This window comes from Mesorhizobium sp. P3_B5 (genome assembly GCF_056402815.1).
In genome coordinates this window covers 368531-387066 of record NZ_JBFUGR010000006.1, presented here as the reverse complement: position 1 = coordinate 387066, position 18536 = coordinate 368531, and the positions used below count along the sequence as shown (strand labels likewise).

Annotated in this window: 17 protein-coding genes and 1 tRNA gene; 7 read left to right on the top strand and 11 right to left on the bottom strand. The window is 63.1% G+C overall.

Annotated elements, in window-relative coordinates:
- The first annotated feature begins 60 nt into the window (after window positions 1–60).
- Window positions 61–145 (top strand) — tRNA-Leu (locus AC1DVW_RS18470).
- A 405-nt stretch (window positions 146–550) separates the two neighbouring features.
- Window positions 551–1477 carry a TauD/TfdA dioxygenase family protein gene (locus tag AC1DVW_RS18465; protein ID WP_477324900.1) on the top strand — a complete coding sequence of 309 codons (927 nt, stop codon included), beginning with the start codon at window positions 551–553 and terminating at the stop codon, window positions 1475–1477.
- A gap of 67 nt (window positions 1478–1544) precedes the next feature.
- Here the strand turns inward: AC1DVW_RS18465 and AC1DVW_RS18460 are convergent, their stop codons facing one another.
- The 7 genes from AC1DVW_RS18460 to AC1DVW_RS18430 all read right to left on the bottom strand — a co-directional run bounded on the left by AC1DVW_RS18460 (window position 1545) and on the right by AC1DVW_RS18430 (window position 10424).
- Entirely contained in the window at window positions 1545–4229 is a 2685-nt protein-coding gene (locus tag AC1DVW_RS18460; protein ID WP_477324898.1) for a phosphoenolpyruvate carboxylase, read from the bottom strand.
- A 66-nt stretch (window positions 4230–4295) separates the two neighbouring features.
- Window positions 4296–5264, bottom strand: coding sequence for a 2-hydroxyacid dehydrogenase (locus tag AC1DVW_RS18455; RefSeq protein WP_477324896.1), 969 nt, complete (start codon window positions 5262–5264; stop codon window positions 4296–4298).
- Window positions 5265–5356: 92 nt separating this feature from the next.
- Entirely contained in the window at window positions 5357–6256 is a 900-nt protein-coding gene (gene sucD / locus AC1DVW_RS18450; RefSeq protein ID WP_477244930.1) for a succinate--CoA ligase subunit alpha, read from the bottom strand.
- 14 nt (window positions 6257–6270) lie between these two features.
- A complete protein-coding gene (locus AC1DVW_RS18445; RefSeq protein ID WP_477244931.1) occupies window positions 6271–7455 on the bottom strand; it encodes a malate--CoA ligase subunit beta in 1185 nt (394 codons plus the stop codon).
- 18 nt (window positions 7456–7473) lie between these two features.
- Window positions 7474–8436 carry an HpcH/HpaI aldolase/citrate lyase family protein gene (locus AC1DVW_RS18440; protein ID WP_477324894.1) on the bottom strand — a complete coding sequence of 321 codons (963 nt, stop codon included), beginning with the start codon at window positions 8434–8436 and terminating at the stop codon, window positions 7474–7476.
- 14 nt (window positions 8437–8450) lie between these two features.
- Window positions 8451–9641 (bottom strand): aminotransferase class V-fold PLP-dependent enzyme, encoded by a 1191-nt coding sequence (locus AC1DVW_RS18435; protein ID WP_477324892.1) that lies wholly within the window; start codon window positions 9639–9641, stop codon window positions 8451–8453.
- Window positions 9642–9749: 108 nt separating this feature from the next.
- Window positions 9750–10424, bottom strand: coding sequence for a LuxR C-terminal-related transcriptional regulator (locus AC1DVW_RS18430; RefSeq protein WP_477244937.1), 675 nt, complete (start codon window positions 10422–10424; stop codon window positions 9750–9752).
- Between the two features lie 274 nt (window positions 10425–10698).
- Here AC1DVW_RS18430 and mgtE point away from each other — a divergent pair, with 274 nt between their 5' ends.
- On the top strand, window positions 10699–12117 hold the full coding sequence (mgtE, locus tag AC1DVW_RS18425; protein WP_477324890.1) for a magnesium transporter: 1419 nt from the start codon (window positions 10699–10701) through the stop codon (window positions 12115–12117).
- A gap of 39 nt (window positions 12118–12156) precedes the next feature.
- Complete coding sequence (locus tag AC1DVW_RS18420; RefSeq protein WP_477324888.1) at window positions 12157–12513, top strand: hypothetical protein; 357 nt, start codon at window positions 12157–12159, stop codon at window positions 12511–12513.
- 116 nt (window positions 12514–12629) lie between these two features.
- On the opposite strand, the gene AC1DVW_RS18415 is transcribed toward AC1DVW_RS18420, so the two are convergent.
- Window positions 12630–12965 carry a c-type cytochrome gene (locus tag AC1DVW_RS18415; RefSeq protein WP_477324886.1) on the bottom strand — a complete coding sequence of 112 codons (336 nt, stop codon included), beginning with the start codon at window positions 12963–12965 and terminating at the stop codon, window positions 12630–12632.
- 261 nt (window positions 12966–13226) lie between these two features.
- On the opposite strand from AC1DVW_RS18415, the gene AC1DVW_RS18410 reads away from it, so the two are divergent.
- A complete protein-coding gene (locus tag AC1DVW_RS18410; protein ID WP_006335629.1) occupies window positions 13227–13613 on the top strand; it encodes a MerR family transcriptional regulator in 387 nt (128 codons plus the stop codon).
- 21 nt (window positions 13614–13634) lie between these two features.
- Here AC1DVW_RS18410 and AC1DVW_RS18405 read toward each other — a convergent pair whose 3' ends face one another.
- Window positions 13635–14111, bottom strand: a complete 477-nt coding sequence (locus tag AC1DVW_RS18405; protein ID WP_477244952.1) for a methyltransferase family protein — start codon at window positions 14109–14111, stop codon at window positions 13635–13637.
- Window positions 14108–15100, bottom strand: coding sequence for an acetyltransferase domain-containing protein (locus AC1DVW_RS18400; protein ID WP_477324884.1), 993 nt, complete (start codon window positions 15098–15100; stop codon window positions 14108–14110). The genes AC1DVW_RS18405 and AC1DVW_RS18400 overlap by 4 nt, the downstream gene beginning before the upstream one ends.
- A 217-nt stretch (window positions 15101–15317) precedes the next feature.
- Between AC1DVW_RS18400 and AC1DVW_RS18395 the strand changes: the two genes are divergently transcribed.
- A complete protein-coding gene (locus tag AC1DVW_RS18395; RefSeq protein ID WP_477324882.1) occupies window positions 15318–16517 on the top strand; it encodes an MFS transporter in 1200 nt (399 codons plus the stop codon).
- Between the two features lie 3 nt (window positions 16518–16520).
- Here the strand turns inward: AC1DVW_RS18395 and AC1DVW_RS18390 are convergent, their stop codons facing one another.
- Complete coding sequence (locus AC1DVW_RS18390) at window positions 16521–17702, bottom strand: aromatic ring-hydroxylating oxygenase subunit alpha (RefSeq protein WP_477324880.1); 1182 nt, start codon at window positions 17700–17702, stop codon at window positions 16521–16523.
- Between the two features lie 119 nt (window positions 17703–17821).
- On the opposite strand from AC1DVW_RS18390, the gene AC1DVW_RS18385 reads away from it, so the two are divergent.
- Window positions 17822–18514: a gamma-glutamylcyclotransferase gene (locus AC1DVW_RS18385; RefSeq protein ID WP_477324878.1), complete on the top strand. Its 693-nt coding sequence runs from the start codon at window positions 17822–17824 to the stop codon at window positions 18512–18514.
- Window positions 18515–18536: the final 22 nt, after the last annotated feature.

Below are 18536 nucleotides of genomic sequence, written 5' to 3'. Positions count from 1 at the left end.
GTTTCGCCGGAAACGATTTGCTACACGCCGCGAGCCGGTTCGTTCCGGCTCCTACCACGTGCGGTCGTGGCGGAATTGGTAGACGCGCAGCGTTGAGGTCGCTGTGGGGCAACCCGTGGAAGTTCGAGTCTTCTCGACCGCACCATATCTGCTCTCGATTTGTTGTTCTTAACGACAAGGCGATCGAGCCCGCCGCTATCCAGGGCCTGCAACCAGTGTCGTCCCGGCGGGGGATGCATTCTCGTATAGCGCAGTCCGTCCGTCCTGAAACGGCCTCTCACCCTGTTGAAAAGCTTCCCTATAGCCCTCGCTGGCAAAGCCGGCACGATTTGGCGCCTGCCATTGCCGGCGCGCTCCATGCCGCCGATAGCTCCCAAATCAACCCAAGCAGATGGCATTTTTCTCCCAGCTGCAGATCTTTGAAATACTCTTTCTATGGAATTTGTAGAATTATGTTTGGATAGGATCTCGGTACTGGTCGCTAAGTTCTGACGGGGCCTTCGCCTCCTCGGCAAAGTTGCGCCAGCGATCTTAGAGAATGGAGGTTCCCATGACCAAACTCGTAGAGCAGATCATTCCGGAAGCCGATGTTGTGCCGCTGACGGGGCGTGTCGGCGCGGAGATCAGGAACATAAGGCTGTCCGGCGACCTGCCGCAGCAGACAGTAGCGGCTATCAACCAGATCCTGCTGCGGCACAAGGTGGTGTTCTTCCGCGATCAGGCGCATCTCGACGATGTTGGGCAGGAGCGCTTCGCCCATCGTCTCGGCGACCTGGTGCCGCATCCGACCCAAGGTCCCATCAAGGGAACGGCGTCCATTCTCGAGCTCGATTCAAGCCGTGGCGGCGGTCGTGCCGATCAATGGCATACCGACGTCACCTTCGTCGACGCCTATCCGAAATTCTCCGTTCTGCGCGGCGTCGTCATACCGCCGGCCGGCGGCGACACCATCTGGTCGAACACCGCCGCGGCCTACCAGGACCTGCCCGCGCCGTTGAAGCTGCTGGCGGACAATCTCTGGGCGGTTCACAGCAATGCCTACGACTACGCCGCGGTCCGGCCGCGCGCGAGCGCTGCCGAAAAGAAGCATTTCGAGGAGGTCTTCACCTCGACGGTCTACGAGACCGAGCATCCCGTCGTCCGCGTCCATCCGGAAACAGGCGAGCGCACGCTGCTGCTCGGCAATTTCGTGCAACGGCTGGTCGGTCTCTCCAAAAGCGATTCGGCGCGGCTCTACGAGGTGTTCCAGTCCTATGTCACCGCGCCGGAGAACACCGTCCGCTGGCGCTGGAAGGCCGGCGACGTGGCGATCTGGGACAACCGGGCGACCCAGCACTACGCGGTCAACGACTATGGCGATCAGCACCGGGTGGTGCGTCGCGCCACCGTCGACGGCGACGTTCCGATCAGCGTCGACGGTCGCCGCAGCGCCACCCGCACCAAGGTCGCGAAGCCCGCGACCGACAAGGCCGCCTGAGCGCGGTCGAACCTAGGGAGCCGCTGTAGCGCTGGGCGATGACGAGACAGCTCGGCAAAAGCCGAGCCTATCCCGTCCATCCAAGGCCAGCCGAGATGCAATTGATCGATACGAGCAAAGCGTCGGTCGCGCGTTTTTGATCCACTGTCCCGGTATTGGCGCGAACTTCACGCAGCAGGTCGACCTGCAGCCGGTGAATGTCGTCCATCTGTCGCCGCAGATTGTCGAAACGCCGCTTGAACATAGGAAAGCGCGAGGATAGATCGCCTCCCGTGAGGTCACCGATCAGGCGTCGCGTCAGCTCGTATTCCGCGACGATGCGGGCGTAGATTCTTGCCGCGGCATCGCTGTCGGACACCAGGCCGGCGTAGAGCCGCGCGATCTCCATGTCTGACTGGTAAAGCGTCTTCTCGGCCTCGTCGATGATCAGGCGGAAGAAGCGCGAGTGCTCGAACATGCGGGCCAAAAGGTCGCGCCCGGCCTCGCCGCGCACCGCGACGAAAGAGCTGAGCGCGCTGCCGATGCCATACCAGCCGGTCAGCAGATGACGGTTCTGGCTCCAGGCAAACACCCAGGGGATGGCGCGCAGGTCGGCAATGCCGCTGGCGCCGAAACGGCGATCCGGCCTTGAGCCCATTTTCAGGAGCGCCAGTTCCGCGACCGGACTTGCCTGGTTGAAATAATCGAGAAAGCCGGGCTCGGCCATCAACCTGGCATAGGATGCCTGCGACATGCCTGCCAGGGCTTCCAGCGCCTCGTCGAACTCCGGCGTTTCCTTCGGCTCGACATCACCGGGCGATCCGACACTGTGGGCCAGCACGCCGGCGGCGAGAACCTCGAGCTGGTGGAGGCCGGTGCCGCGATTGGCGAATTTCGACGATACGACCTCGCCTTGCTCCGTCACCCGCATGGACCCGGTGACAGTGCCTTGCGGCTGTGCCGCGATCGCCCGGCCGGTCGGCGCGCCGCCGCGGCTGACCGAGCCGCCGCGACCGTGAAAGAAACTGATCCTGACCTTATGCTTGCGCCCCACGGCAGCGAGGCGCTTTTGCGCTTTTGCCAGTTCCCAATTGGACGCCAGGAAACCGCCGTCCTTGTTGGAATCCGAATAGCCGAGCATGATTTCCTGGCGCGCGCGAAAATCCCGCACCGTCCGCCTCACCAGCGAAATGCCGAGCAAATCATTCAGAATGGCAGGGGCGGCCTGCAGATCGGCGATGGTCTCGAACAAGGGCACGACCCGCAGCCTGATTGTGCCGCCGCCACCGGGCGCGGTTGAAAGTCCGCAATATTGCGCCAGCAGATAGACAGCGAGCAGATCGTCGACGGAGCGGGTCATGCTGAGAATGAACGAGCCGACGGCGTCGGCATCCGAAGTGGAGATGTGCTTGGCGATGACGGAGAATGTCGAAAGCAGTTCAGCCGCTTCAGGCGAGAGCCGGCCAGCGTCGATCTCCAGCCGCTCGCCCTGGCTGAGGCCTAAGCGAATGCGCGCCGACCATTGCGGAGTGCCGGCCGCGACGGGATCGGCGGGATTTGTCAGCGCAAACAGTTCAGCCAGCACCCGGTTGACGACCGTGGAGTTCTGCCTGACGTCGAGCGAGACGGTGCGGAAGCCGAAGCTTGCGACTTGCCAAAGCAGAGGCTGGACAAAGCGCTTGGCGACAGCGCGCCCTCCGATCGCGTCGAGAACACAAGACAGCCCGTTCAGATCGGCACAAAATGCCTCCGCCGAGAGATACGCCGCCGCACCGCCACCTCGCGTGGCCTCCAGCCGGGCATACAAGGCCGATGCGAACTGGCGAAGCGGTTCGTCAGGGTTGCGGGCGGCGATCACTTGCGCCTCTCCGCTTCTATCAAGCGCCGTCTGCAGCACCGGCGTGAAGCTGGCCGGCAGGTCGATGACGTTCGAACTGGCGCTGAGCACCGTCACCAGCCGCTGAACCTGCGTCAGATACCAGCCTATGGCGGTATTGCGGTATTCGGCCATGGCATGGTTGGTGACCGCAGCCGTTACATTTGGATTGCCATCGCGGTCGCCACCGATCCACGAGGCATAGCGCATGAAGGGAGGAATTCTGATCAGCTTTCCCGGATAATGACGCTCGAAGGCGCCTTCAAGCTTGCCATAGAGCTGCGGCGTTGCCTCGAAGATGACCTCGCGAAAGAAATGCAGGCCCCAGGCGATTTCGCGTTCGACCGTCGGGCGTTCCAGTCGCAGTTCGCCCGTCATCCATAGAAGTTCGATCTCGCTTTTCAGATCGGCGACCAACAGGTCGCGTTCGCGCGGCGCCCAGCGCGGCTGGTCGAGTTCGGTCAGCTTGCGATAGATACGGCGGTGGATCTCCAGCACCGTGACGCGTTTGGCCTCCGTGGGATGCGCGGTCATGGTCGGGCCGACGCAAAGCTCATCGAGCGCCGCCTGGACTTCGTCCGCTGACTGACCGTTCGCTGCCATCTGCGCGATCACGCTGGCGAAGGACCCGGGCACTTCGTCGACACCCGCGCCTTGTTCGAGTTCGCGACGCGCGCGCATGGCAAGCAACTCGTCGGCAATCGCCAGCAACTGGAACCATACGCCGCTCGCCTGAAGCGCCGGGATGCGCTGCTCCGCGGCAAGCGAGACAAGCGACCTACGTCCGCTCAGAACGGCGGCGATCTCGGGCTCACGCGCGCTTGCGACGTGAAGCAGCAGGCGCAACAAAAGGCTGCGCTCGTCCTCACGAAAGTTGATGCGTCTGCTCTGTTCCAAAGCCGCTTCCTCGTCCGCATCGATTGCAATTGCAGCCGCGCCCTGGAGCGAGACCGGCGCCGGCTGTCAGGCGACCCGGTCGGGGACCGGACGACCCTCGAAGAAGGCGGTCAGGTTCTCCACCACCTTCATGCCCATCGCCACCCGCGTTTCCGCGGTCGCACTGCCGAGATGCGGCAAAAGCACGACGTTCTCCAACTGCTTCAGCGCCTCCGGAATGGCCGGCTCGTCGGCAAAGACGTCGAGACCTGCGCCGGCGATCTCGCGCCTTTGCAGCGCACCGATCAGGGCATCCTGATCGACGACGTCGCCGCGCGCCGTGTTGATGAGGAACGCGCCGCCTTTCATCAATCGCAGGCTGCGAGCATCGATGAGATGGCGGTTTTCCGCGCCGCCCGGACAGTGCAGCGATACGAAGTCGGATGCTGTCAGCAGCCCTTCCAGAGTCTGCATCTGCACTGCGCCCATGGCGCGCGTCTCGTCATCGTCGACCGGCGACCGGTTGAAGAACACGATCTTCATGCCAAAGCCGAAATGCGCGCGCCTGGCCGTCGCTTTGCCGATGCGCCCCATGCCGACAATGCCCAAGGTCTTGCCCGACACCTTGGCGCCGGCCATGTGGGTCGGCGACCAGCCACGCCACTGTCCGGCCCGCAGTTGCCGCTCGCCCTCACCGGTCCGGCGCGCGACAGCCAAGATCAGGCTGAGGGCGAGGTCGGCGGTGCAATCGGTCAGCACACCCGGCGTGTTGGTCACCACGATGTCGCGGTCGCGCGCCGCCGCGACATCGATATGGCTGAAGCCAACGCCGAAATTGGCGATGATCCGGGTGCGGGCGTCGCTCTCGGGAAACACCTGGGAAGGCAAGCGGTCGCTGACCGTTGCCAGGATCGCGTCAAAATCCGCGAAAGCCGATGTCATTGCGGCAGGGCTCAGCGGCGTATCGCTGGCGTTGAGCGTCGTGTCGAAGCGCTCGGCAAGGATCGCTTCGACGGGGGCCGGCCATCTGCGGGTGACAATCAAACGCGGTTTCATCTGATATCCTGCCAATCGGAGGACGGCGATGCTTGCGCCGACCCGAAACAGATTTCACATCTTGCTGTATGCGGCGTTCGCAGGTCGGCGGCTCACGCCGCCTTCTTCGCTTGCGCCAGCGTGTCCGCCACGACTTCGCCGAAGGACGACGGCGTCGGCACGATGACGACGCCGGCCTCCTTCAGGATTTCGACCTTCTCCTGCGCCGACTCGCCGAAGGCCGAGATGATCGCGCCGGCATGGCCCATGCGGCGGCCTTTCGGGGCGGACAGTCCGGCGATGTAGGCGATCAGGGGCTTGCGCATATTGTCGCGCGCCCAGAGCGCGGCTTCGGCTTCCTGCGGCCCGCCGATCTCGCCGATCATGACCACGGCGTCGGTGTCGTCGTCTTGCTCGAACAGCTTCAGAATGTCCTTGAAGGACGAGCCGTTGATCGGATCGCCACCGATGCCAACACTGGTCGAGACGCCGATGCCGAGCGCTTTCATCTGCGAGGCCGCCTCGTAGCCGAGCGTGCCGGAGCGCCCGACAATGCCGACGCGGCCGGGCAGGTAGATGCTGCCGGGCATGATGCCCATGAGGGCCTGTCCGGGCGTGATCATGCCGGCGCAGTTCGGCCCGATCAGCCGCATGCGATCCTCGAAGCGGTAGCGGCGCATGTAGCGCTTGACCTGCATCATGTCCTGCGAAGGGATGCCGTCGGTGATGCAGATGCAGAGCTTTATGCCGGCATCCGCTGCTTCCATGATCGAGTCGGCGGCAAAGGGCGGCGGCACGAAGACGATGCTGGCTTCGGCGCGGGTTTCGCGCACCGCGCCCTTGACGGTGTTGAAGACGGGCAGGCCGAGATGCGTCTGCCCGCCCTTGCCGGGCGTCACGCCGCCGACAAGCTTGGTGCCATAGCGCTTCATGTCCTCGGCATGGAAGCTGCCGATCTTGCCGGTGAAGCCCTGGACGATGACGCGGGTGCTGCGGTTGAGCAGGATTGCCATTTTTTCGACCTCCCTCAGGCTGCTTTTTTCTTGGTGGCCGCGCGCCAGGCGGCGACGGCTTTTTCGGCGGCTTCGGCCAGCGTGTCGGCGACGATCACCGCCTCGCCGGAATCGGCCAGGATGCGACGTCCTTCCTCGACCTTGGTGCCGGCGAGTCGCACCACCAATGGCACGTTGACGCCGACTTCGCGGATCGCCTTCACGACACCCTCGGCGACCCAGTCGCAGCGATTGATGCCGGCGAAGATGTTGACCAGGATGGTCTCGACATTCTTGTCGCCAAGCACAGCGCGGAACGATTTCGCAACCCGCTCGGGCGAGGCGCCGCCGCCGATGTCGAGGAAGTTGGCGGGCTCGCCGCCGGCGATCTTGATCATGTCCATCGTCGCCATGGCGAGGCCGGCGCCATTGATGATGCAGCCGATATTGCCGTCGAGGCCGACATAGGAGAGGCCACGGTCGCTGGCGAAGGTTTCGCGCGCGTCTTCCTGGCTCTTGTCGCGCAACTCGGAGATTTCGGGCCGGCGAAACAGCGCGTTCTCGTCGAACGACATCTTGGCGTCGAGCGCGACGAGGTTGCCGTCGCGGGTCACCACCAGCGGATTGATCTCCAGCATCGATGCGTCGTAGTCGCGGAACACCTGGTAGCAGCCGAGGATGGTTTCGGTCGCCTTGCCGATCAGGTTCTGGTCGAGGCCGAGCCCGAACGCGATCTCGCGCGCCTGAAACCGCTGCATGCCGACACCGGGATCGACCGTGGTGCGGATGATGGAATCCGGAGCCCTTTCGACGATGTCCTCGATCTCGATGCCGCCGGCGGCCGACGCCACGATCATGACGCGCTCCTCCTTCCGGTCGAGCACGAAGCCGACATAGAGTTCCTGCGCGATGTCGACGGCTTCCTCGAGGTAGAGCCTCGAAATCAGCTTGCCGCGCGGACCGGTCTGCTGGGTCACCAGCTTGCGGCCGAGCATGGCCTCGGCGGCTTCCGCGATCTCCTCGTCATTGGCGCACAGCTTGATGCCACCGGCCTTGCCGCGCGCGCCGGAATGAACCTGCGCCTTGACGACCCATTTGCCGCCGCCGATTTCGCGGGCGCGGTAGGTCGCCTGCTCCGGGCTGTAGGCGAGGCCGCCGCGAGGGATGTGGACCCCGTGGCGGGCGAGCAGTTCCTTGGCCTGATATTCGTGAATGTCCATTCTATCCTCCCCGGATCCTCAATGCGCTGCAGCGCGCGGTTGACCGGCGCGTTCGATTGCCTCGTTGACCACCAGCACGTTGCGCGCCATGCGTTCCGACGCCGCGTCGATCATCTTGCCGTCAAGCGCGGCGGCTCCCTTGCCCTGCGCCTCCGCCTCCTTCAGCACTTCGAGGATGCGCCTGGCGCGCGTCACTTCCTTTTCCGGCGGCGAGAAGACCTCATTGGCAAGCGCGATCTGCGAGGGATGGATGGCCCACTTGCCTTCGATGCCAAGAGCTGCCGCGCGCCTGGCGCCGGCGACGTAGCCTTCCGGATCGGAGAAATCGCCGAACGGTCCGTCGATGGCGCGCAGGCCGTAGGCCCGGCAGGCGACGGTCATCCGCGACAGGGCAAAATGCCACTGGTCGCCGGGGTAATCGGGATTGAGGCCGCCAATGTTGACGGTGCGCGCCTTGTTGCTGGCGGCATAGTCGGCGACGCCGAAATGCATCGCTTCCAGCCGCCCCGGAAACGCTGCGATCGCCTCGACATTGGCCATGCCGAGCGCGGTCTCGATCAGCGCTTCCAGCCCGACACGGGTCTTGTAGCCCTTGGCCATCTCGATCTGGTTGACCATCGCCTCGACCATATAGAGATCGGCCGGGACGCCGACTTTCGGCACCAGGATCGTGTCGAGCCGGTCGCCGGCCTGTTCCATCACGTCGACCACGTCGCGATACATGTAATGCGTGTCGAGGCCATTGATACGCACCGAGACGGTCTTGCCCTTGGCGTGCCAGTCGATGTCGTTGAGCGCCTGGATGATGTTCTTGCGGGCCCGCTCCTTGTCGGGCGGGGCGACCGCGTCCTCGATGTCGAGAAAGATGAAGTCGGCGGCGCTGTTCGCCGCCTTGTCGATCATCTCCGGGCTTGAGCCGGGAACGGCCAGTTCGCTGCGCTGCAGCCGGAGTTTTCTGAGGTGGTTGATTGTGTGGCTCATGGTGCGCTCCGGGATCAGGCGGCTTCGGCGATGGCGGATTGCTGCGAGCGGCGGAAATGCGCGATCGCTGCGCCGACGCCGGAGCCCGGTGCCAGCTTGACGCCGCAGTCGAGCAGCGCCAGTTCGGCGGCGGAAAGTGAGGCCAGCACCATCACCTCGTTCAGCCAGCCGAGATGGCCAATGCGGAAGACCTTGCCGAACACCTTGTTGAGGCCGCCACCGAGCGAGGTCTGATAGGTCTGGTAGGCGCGCTTGACGACATCGCCGCTATCGATGCCCTCAGGCACCAGGATGGCGCTGACCGTGTCTGAATGCCATTTCGGCGCTTTTGCGCAGAGTTTCAGCCCCCAGGCGTCGACCGCCTTGCGCACGCCTTCGGCGAGGCGATGGTGACGGGCGAAGATGTTGTCCAGCCCTTCCTCGGCGATGAGGTCGAGCGAGGCGCGCAGGCCGCGCAGTAGCTGCGTCGCCGGCGTATACGGGAAATAACCGGCGTCGTTGGCGCGGATCATGTCCTCGAAGGAGAAGAAGCAGCGCCGGTGGGTCGCTGTCCTCGAGGCTACGAGCGCCTTCTTGCTGACCGACAGGAAGCCGAGACCAGCCGGGAGCATGAAGCCTTTCTGCGAGCCGCTTACGGCGCAATCAACGCCCCATTCCTCCTGCCGGAAATCGATCGAGCCGATCGACGACACGCCGTCGACGAACAGCAGGGCAGGGTGGTTGGCGTCGTCGAGCACGGCGCGGCAGCCGGCAACGTCGCTGGTGACGCCGGTCGCGGTCTCGTTCTGCGTGCAGAAGACCGCCTTGATGCGATGCGCCTTGTCCGCCTTCAGCTTCTCGGCGTAGAGCTCGAGCGGCACGCCGGTTCCCCACTCGCAGTCGATCGCATCGACCTCGAAGCCGAGACGCTCGGCCATGTCGATCCACAGATGCGAGAACTGGCCGAAGCGCGACATCAGCACCCGGTCGCCGGGGCTGAGAACGTTGGTCATCGCCGCTTCCCAGGCGCCGGTGCCAGAGGAGGGGTAGATGAAGACGCGGCCGGTCTCGTTCTTGAAGACCTTCTTGATGTCCTCGAACAGCGGCAGGGTGAAATCGGGGAATGACCCGGCGCGCATGTCCTCCATCGGCAGGTTCATCGCCTGCCGGACCCGCTCCGGAATGTTGGTGGGTCCTGGAATGAAAAGATGGGTGAACCCGGCCATATGCGATCTCCTCCGATGCCTAGGGATTGTGGAGGAAGTGTCGTTTGGACGGCGTGTCGCAACAACACCTTGCCGGGTAAGTATTCGCGGCGCGCGGGTAGGTTCGTCCTACCCGGTCGGCCTACCCGAAAGGGGACGCCGCTTCTCGCTCGAATATAGCGCGACCGCCATCGCCCGGTTGCGAACGGCAAGCTTGTCGTAGAGATTTTTCAGGTGGTACTTCACTGTATTCTCGGAGATGCCGGTGCGGGTCGCGATCTGAAGGTTGGTCCAACCGTCGGAAAGCACCGCCAGCAGTTCCCGTTCCCGAACCGTGAGCTGCGCCAACGGCGTGTCGTTGACCTTGTTGATGTCGATGTAAGGGATGCAGATGCGGCCATGCGCGACCGCCAGGATCGTCTCGAAAATGATCGGCGGGTCGTCGAACTGAAAACAGTAGCCATGCGCGCCGAGTCGCACGCACTGCTTCAGGATGCCGATATCGTGGTCGTTGGAAAAGACCGTGATGCGCACATTGAGCTTGCGGCTCTGGATCTCGGCAAGGACATCGGCGCCGTCCATGTCGGCGAGTTTCCAGCCGATGACGGCGACGTCGAATTCGCCTGCCATTGCCAGTTCGAGGAAATGCCTGCCGCTTTGCACGCAGGCCAAAAGCTCGAAGCGCCCGTCGCATTCCAGCATTTCGCGCATCGCCGACACAACGAGCGGATTGCGCTCGGCGACGACGACGCGAACGCGTTGTCCTGCGATTGTCTCATTCGTTCTCTGTGACTTTACGGTCAAGGGCTTCCGGTTATCTTGGCCACATTACGGGCACAGGCGGATGCGGTGGTTTTCCAGCGCTTACACGACGGCAATTCTGCCCTATCCGCGAATGGGTGCTCTTTCCCCAGCGACATGCGCTGTCGCGCTGCCTGAAGCCCGGGCAGCACCATGTCTTGATGAAGGGACCCTCGTCCCGTCTGCGGGGCAGGGCGCATTTCGTTTGATATTCCCGTGCGTTGCGCGCTAGACCTGACAGGCACCTTTTCCGGGATTCCGATGGCGGGAGGCGCTGGTGGAACGCCAGGGCGAACAGACGACCGGCGCCAGAGCCGCTGAAGACGGCCACGCCGATATCTATGGCGAGGACGGCGTCATTCTGTCGTCATTCCTGGCCCAGATCGGTGCGGCGATCGCCGATCGCGACACGCTGACGCTGAAGCGTGAAGTCGACGACCTGCACCAGTCGGAACTGGGCGACCTGCTCGAAGCGCTTCACCCCGAACAGCGCCGCGTGCTGGTCGAACTCCTGGGCGCCGACTTCGACTTTTCCTCGCTGACCGAGGTCGACGAGGCGATCCGCATGGAGATCGTCGACAATCTGCCCAATGCGCAGATTGCGCAGGCGGTGCAGGAGCTCGATTCCGACGACGCGGTCTACATTCTCGAAGATCTCGAAAAGGAAGACCAGGACGAGATCCTGTCGCAACTGCCGTTCACCGAGCGGATCAGGCTGCGCCGCTCGCTGGACTATCCCGAAGAGACTGCCGGCCGCCGCATGCAGACGGAGTTCGTCGCCGTGCCGCCGTTCTGGACCATCGGCCAGACCATCGACTACATGCGCGAGGACAAGAACCTTCCGGACCGCTTCAGCCAGATCTTTGTCATCGACCCGAGCTTCAAGCTGCTTGGCGCCATCGATCTCGACCAGATCCTGCGCACCAAGCGCTCGGTGAAGGTCGAAGAGGTGATGCATGAGACAAGGCACGCCATTCCGGCCACGATGGACCAGGAAGACGCAGCGCGCGATTTCGAACAATACGATCTTCTCTCCGCCGCTGTTGTCGACGAGAACGAGCGGCTGGTCGGTGTGCTGACCATCGACGACATGGTCGACGTCATCCAGCAGGAGGCCGAAGAGGACCTTTTGCGCATGGGCGGCGTCGGCGATGAAGAGCTGTCGGACAGCATAGTCTCGACCTCGCGTTCGCGTGTGCCCTGGCTGCTCATCAATCTTCTGACGGCGTTCCTGGCGGCGTCGGTGATCAGCCTGTTCGACCATACGATCGAGCACATCGTGGCGCTTGCCGTGCTGATGCCGATCGTGGCGGGGATGGGCGGCAATGCCGGCTCGCAGACCATGACTGTCACCGTGCGCGCGCTGGCGACCAAGGATCTCGACATCTACAATGCCGGCCGCATCATCCGTCGCGAGATGGGGGTGGGCTTCATCAACGGCATCATCTTCGCCATCCTGATCGGCATCGCGGCGGCGGCGTGGTTCTGGGATCCGAACCTCGGCGGCATCATTGCGGCGGCGATGATCATCAACATGTTCGTGGCAGCCCTTGCCGGCATCCTGATCCCGCTGCTGCTCGACCGCTTCAAGATCGACCCGGCGGTGGCTTCGGCGGTTTTCGTTACCACGGTCACCGACGTCGTCGGCTTCTTTGCCTTTCTGGGGCTGGCCACATGGTGGTTCGCCCTGCCCTGAGGCGCGCTGTCGTTAGTGTTTCAGTTTGAATTTGCCTGAATGCGATATGCATTTCCGCTGTGGTCGATGGACGATCTTTGCGAGAAGGTGGATGCGGTTTGCGCCGAAATCGGCAAGCGCGCGCTTACAAAAGTTAGTCGCTGTATGAACAAGACAATCAAGATGCGTTACCACGAGGACAGCCTGGTCCGTGTCGGAATCCTCGCGCACGTCCTTCCGGCTCAACTTTTCAGTTTCTATGAAGAAACCTGGAAAGAGTACGAGAACGATGGCACCGGAGAGCCATACAGCCTTTGGCTTCCAACATACGGCTCTGGATATTATGACAGTGCCGAAGCTGCTGAAGCTGATGCCTGCGCGGTATTCCCTTGGTACGCTGCCGCAATTTTAAACTGAGACACTACCGCGCCGCGGGTAGTGTCTCAGTTTGTTGTGGTCGATGGACGATCTTTGCGAGAAGATGGACGCCGGAGCGCCTAAGCCGGGTCCGCGCGGACCATACAAAAAGGGGCCTAAGGCGGAGCTTCGACGGTAATCTTGATCGAGGAATAGTACGCCGCAACATTGGCAATGTCTTCATCGCTCAGGTGCTTGACGACCAACGACATCATATAACTCTTGCGCTCCCCGGCCTTGTAAGCCATCAGCGAGTGGACGAGATAGTCGTACTTCTGCCCGGCGAGATTGGGCGCTTCGCCACCGCCGGTCAGAGCTCTGCCGAGGCCATCCTTGCCGTGGCACGACTGGCATTTCACCGTGACTGTCCGGCCGGCGATGCTGTCGCCTGCTGCCTGCGCAGATGACGACGTGACCACGAAGGCAACCACGCCAAGGATCAAGCCACGCATACTATGCTCCGTGAATTGCTCCGTAGATCGGACGACAAGGCACCCTACACCCGGCGAGGCGGCATAGCGAATCTTCCATGGTCGAAGTCGGAATTTCAAACTGAGACACTACCGCGCCGAGCTCTCAATTGACTTTTACGTAAATGCCGTGCGAGGCTTGCGCGGGGCGCCATGTCGATTCCGGCATGGCATGGGTTTGGTTCGGGACAAAAGGGCGACGCCGCTTGGCGATCGCCCGGGATTCCGGCATCTGGAGTGACAATGCGGGAATATTACTCGATCACCGAACTGACCCGCGAATTCGAGGTGTCGACGCGGACGCTGCGCTTTTACGAGGATGAAGGGCTGGTGCAGCCGGTGCGGCGCGGCCGCACCAGGCTGTTTCGACCGTCCGACCGGCATCTGATCCGCCAGATCATGCGAGGAAAACGGCTTGGCTTTTCGATCAACGAAATCCGCGAAATCATCCAGATGTACAAGGAGCCGCCCGGCGAGGTCGGTCAACTCAAGCTGATGATCAAGCGCATCGAGGAAAAGCGCGAGGATCTGCGCCAGAAGCGCCGCGACCTCGAGGAAACGCTGGCCGAACTGGACCAGGCCGAAGAATCCTGTGTGGAGCGGCTGGTGGAGCTCGGCGTCAACACGTAGCCGACCTGTGTGAGCCGGCGCCTAAATCCAGCGCCGCACCCTTTTGGCGTAGTCGCGATATTTCTTGCCGAATTTGGCGGCCAGCACCTTTTCCTCGCCCTCGATCGCGAGTTTTTGCGTTGCGAAGGCCGCGATCAGGGCCAGCGGCAGAAACCATGCGATGCCCGAGACGAAGGCGACGCCGATCAACAGCAGCGTGTTGGCCAGATACATCGGGTTGCGCGTGATGCCGAAAGGGCCTGATGTCACCAGATGGTCCGGCACGGCGTTCGGGTTGAACGTCGTCTTGGCCCGTATCATGCTGCGGATGGCGGTGAACCAGAGTGCGGCGACGCCGAACAGCGCCACCCAGCCGGCGGCGAAAAGCAGGTCGCCCGCAATGTCGCCGATCCATGGCAGCGGGTAGAGCAGGCCGAGCGCGATGCTGATGGCGATGGCCGCGACATAGATCAGCGGCGGCCATGGTATGAGCCCGGGTTTCGGCTGACTGTCGGTCATTGCTGCCCTCCCTCCATCATCGAGCTCTCGGTCTTGGCGGTGCAGGTGCCGGCGAGCTCGCTAAGATGCGCCTTGAACTCCGGCGTCTGGTCGCCATTGTAGAGCCGATCGAATGTTGCCTCGCCTTGCAGCGTGTCCAGCATGCACACACAATAGCTGGCGCAGAACTCCGTGTCGCGCTGCTGCTGGCAGGATACCTGACACTCTTTCAGGAAGACCACTTCCCTTGTCTCCACCGGCGCCGGCATGATCTGCGAGAACAGCCAGACACAGCCAAACAGCAGCGGCTGATGGATCAGATAGAAAGCCAGGCTGTGACGGCCGATGAAGATCAGCGGGTTGGCCCATCGTCCGGGCGTGAGCGTCGCCAACCGCGCCAGCACGCCGGCGTTGGAAGCGAGCTTTGTAGCGGCGATGCCGACAAGAACCGCGCCGAACCATGGCAAGACGGGTACGTAGTCGTTGGAGCGCGGGTTGATCGCCGACAGACCAACCCACCACAAAGCAGGGTGGTCGAAGGCTTCGGATCTGAAGTAGATCGGCGCGGCGATCACCACCGCCGCGACGAGCAACGTCAGCAATGACGGCAGACGCAGGAACAAAAGGCCGAGCAGGCTGGCCACCGCGATCTCGTGCAAGATGCCGAAGAAGATGAAGCTGTCCGGCGTGACGAACCAGGTGACTGCCGATATGGCGATCGCCGCCACGGTGACCATGGCGAGACGCTTCCAAAAACCGTTCCAGCGGATCTGCCGACCATGGGCAAGAAACAGGCTGACACCGACCAGGAACAGGAAGGTCGAGGCGATGCAGCGCGCGTAGATCTTCCACCAGCCGAAGGCGGTCAGGCCGGGATCGGTGTAGTGGAAGTTCTCCAGATCCCAGGTGAAATGATAGCTGGCCATGGCGATGAGCGCGATGCCGCGCACGATGTCGATGGCGACAATGCGTTTCGGTTGATCCGGGGCAGGCGGCGTATGGATGCTCATGGTCTCGTAATTCTGATTCAGCTGATCTGAGACGACTAGCACGGTTGCACCGGACAAAAGAAGGCAGGCCGCAGGTGCCGCATCAGGGCTTGCTTTAGGCCAGTGCGGGAAAGCCTTTGGCCGGCTTCGCTTTTTGCCGTGAACGGGTCGGTTTCCTGTTACCGACACCAGGAACGCCACGCCAGATTGGCCGCGCGAGTCTGCTTTGGGGAAAGCAATGTCCACCCATGTGCGCCATCCGATCTGGCTTCCGGCCTTGCGGCCGGCGGATGCACGCACCTTTGCCTCGCTCTACGCGGTCGAGTCCTTCGCCCGCGCCACAGTATCGAGCGTCATCCCGATCCAGGCCTATGAGATCCTGCACAACGAGCAGATCGTCTCGATCCTCTACACCGTCGTGGCCCTGCTCGGCCTGTCGGTGACGCTGTTCATGCCGATGCTGATCCGCCGCTTTGCCCGGCGCTGGGTCTACACGGCCGGCGCCTGCCTGCTTGCCATCGGCTCGCTGTTCTTCGTCACCCACACGCTGGCCGGGCAATTGGCGGGCATGCTGTGCCGGGTCATGGGCGCCAGCGCGCTGTCGATCACGCTCAACCTCTACATCATGGACCACATCCGCAAGACCGACTTCATGCAGGCGGAATCGCTGCGCATGGCGTGGTCGATGTTTGCCTGGACCGGCGGCCCGACGCTCGGCATCTTTCTCTACACGCGCTTCGGCATCTATGCCGCGCATGGCGCGGTTGCCGTTTTTGCCATGATCCTGCTGGCGCTGTTCTGGACCTACAGGCTGGGCGACAATCCATCGATCCGCCCTGGCAAGACACGGCCCGCCAATCCGCTGGCCAATATCGGCCGCTTCGTCGCGCAGCCGCGGCTGAGACTGGCCTGGCTGATCGCTTTTGGCCGCTCCTGCTTCTGGACGACGTTCTTCGTCTACGGGCCGCTGTTCATGGTGATCACCGGCGAGGGCAAGCTGGCTGGCGGCTTGCTGGTGTCGGCCGGCAACGCGCTTTTGTTCATGGCCATTTTCTGGGGCAAGGCGGGAAAGCGCTTCGGCGGCCGGCGGACGATGACATTCGCTTATTTCGCCATGTCGGCGATGCTGTTGGCTGCGGGCGCCGTCGGCGAAACGGTGCCGTTGCTCACCGGCGCTTTTTTGCTCTGCGGCGCGTTCTTCACCATCGCGCTCGATGCGTTGGGCTCAACCGCCTTCATGCGTTCGGTGCGCTCCTATGAGCGGGCGCAGATGGCGGCGGTGTATCGCACGTATCTCGACTTTTCCGAGCTGACGCCGCCGCTGGTCTATTCGGTGGCGCTGGCGTTCTTCGGGTTGGGTTCGGTGTTCGCAACGCTCGGCCTTCTGGCCGCGGTCTGCGGCTTTGTCACCTGGCGCTATCTGCCGAAATCGCTTTGACGGTCATGGCTTGGGTGCCAGTGCTGTGTGCTGGTCACGCACCCAGTTGTGAAAGCGGTGCAGGTCGTACTCCTCGGGCATCAGCACGCCAGCCTCGTGGCGCAGCGAGCGCAGTCCTTTCTGGTTGACCTCGCAGATCGCGGCGTCTTCCTCCAGCACCTGCCGGCCAAAGGCGACGATGTTGTCGATATCGGCCTGGGGTGCTGCCAGTGCCTCGGGCGAAAAAAGCCATTCGGCGGTGAGTTCGGTCTGTTCGGGGCCAAGCGGCACCAGCCGCACCGTGCGGACATAATCGACGTGACCGACGATGAACATCGACGGCAGTGACGTGGCATAGGTCTGGCCGGCGGCGCGCTCGGCCGGCGTCAGCCCGGAAAAGACCGGGCCATGCGCCTGTCCGTCGCGCGACCAGGTCTCGGCGCCGGCGCGCAGGCCACCGGAAAATTCCGGCGCGTCATTGTCGGCATGGCGAACCCAGTCCGGGTCGTCATGGCGGCCCATCAGGCCACGGCCATAGATCGGCACCAGCCGCGACAGGTCCTTGTGGACGCCGGGGCAGTGCAGGCACTCGTTGAAGTTCTCCCAAAAGATCTTCCAGTTGCAGTTCATCACCTTCTTGAGCACGTGACCGCTGACCAGCGTCTCCAGCGGCCAGTTGGCGAGGCTGCCGGATGCAGGATCGAAAGATGTTTCGGCCGAGCCGTGGGCATCTTCGGCGAGATTGACGAAGACGAAGCCGCGCCACACCGACAGCGCCACGCGGTAGAGCGGGTGATCGGCCTTGTCGAAACCTTCGGGCAGCGATTTCGAGGGAACGCGCACGAGGTCGCCGCGCAGCGAATACGACCAGGCGTGATAGGGGCAGGTGATGAGCCGCGCCTTCAGCCGGCCCTTGCTCTCCTGGCAAAGCTGCGAGCCGCGATGCCGGCAAGTGTTGTGGAAGGCGCGCAGCACGCCGGTGTCGTCGCGCAGCACGACGATCTCCTGCGTGCCGACGCGAAAGGTCCTGAAAGCCAGCGGCTGGGCGAGGTCGGCCTCGCGGCAAACCAGCAGCCAGTTTTTGTACCAGATGGCGTCGAGGTCGCGCTGATAGGCGTTTGCGTCCCAATAGGCCGAGGAGGGCAGCGTCGGCTCAAGCCGGGTCAAGCCGTTATAAAGGTCGCGCTCGCCCGGGTTGGGTTGCATGGCTGGCTTCCTGTGATGCGCCAGCCGACACCCAGGCCAATCTCTTGTCAATCACGCCACGGCATTGCCGGTTTCGACCGCAATGCCTTAATCATGTCCTTGAACAAGAGGATTGAGAATTGGCTGCACGGCAGATGTCGCTTACGCCGGAACTGGTCGCGCGCTGCTGGCGCGCGATCGAGGATACCGGTCCCGATCCTGATGCTGCGCATCTGGATGATGGCGACTATGATTCGTTGCTGGACGCATTGCAGGCGGAACTGCCTGACTCGGAACCGCTGTGGCTGTTCGGCTACGGTTCGCTGATCTGGAAACCCGAAATCGACCATGTCGAGGAACGTGTCGCCACGGTGCGCGGCTGGCACCGGTCCTTTTGCATGAACATGACGCGCTGGCGCGGCACCAAGGACAGCCCCGGCCTGATGATGGCGCTGGACCGTGGCGGACAATGCAAGGGCGTCGCCTTTCGCCTTACCGACGACAACAGGCGGCAGCAACTCGGCAAGCTTTTGCGGCGCGAAGTGACGCTGAAGCCGACAAGCTACCATCCCCGCATGCTCAGCCTGTCCAGCGACAGCGGCCCGATAAAGGCTTTGGCCTTCGTCATCAACCGCAACGGTACGACCTATGCCGGCCCGCTCGCCGAAGAGAGGGTCGTCGACAGACTGGCTACATCCTGTGGGCACTGGGGCTCAGGCGCCGATTATCTCTACAACACGGTGAAAAACCTGGAAGAGCGCGGCATTCACGACCGCCATCTGTGGCGGCTGCAGCGCCTCGTTGCCGAGCGGATCGCCGCGTCCGCAGCTTAAGGCCAAGGTGGCGCATTCGCGC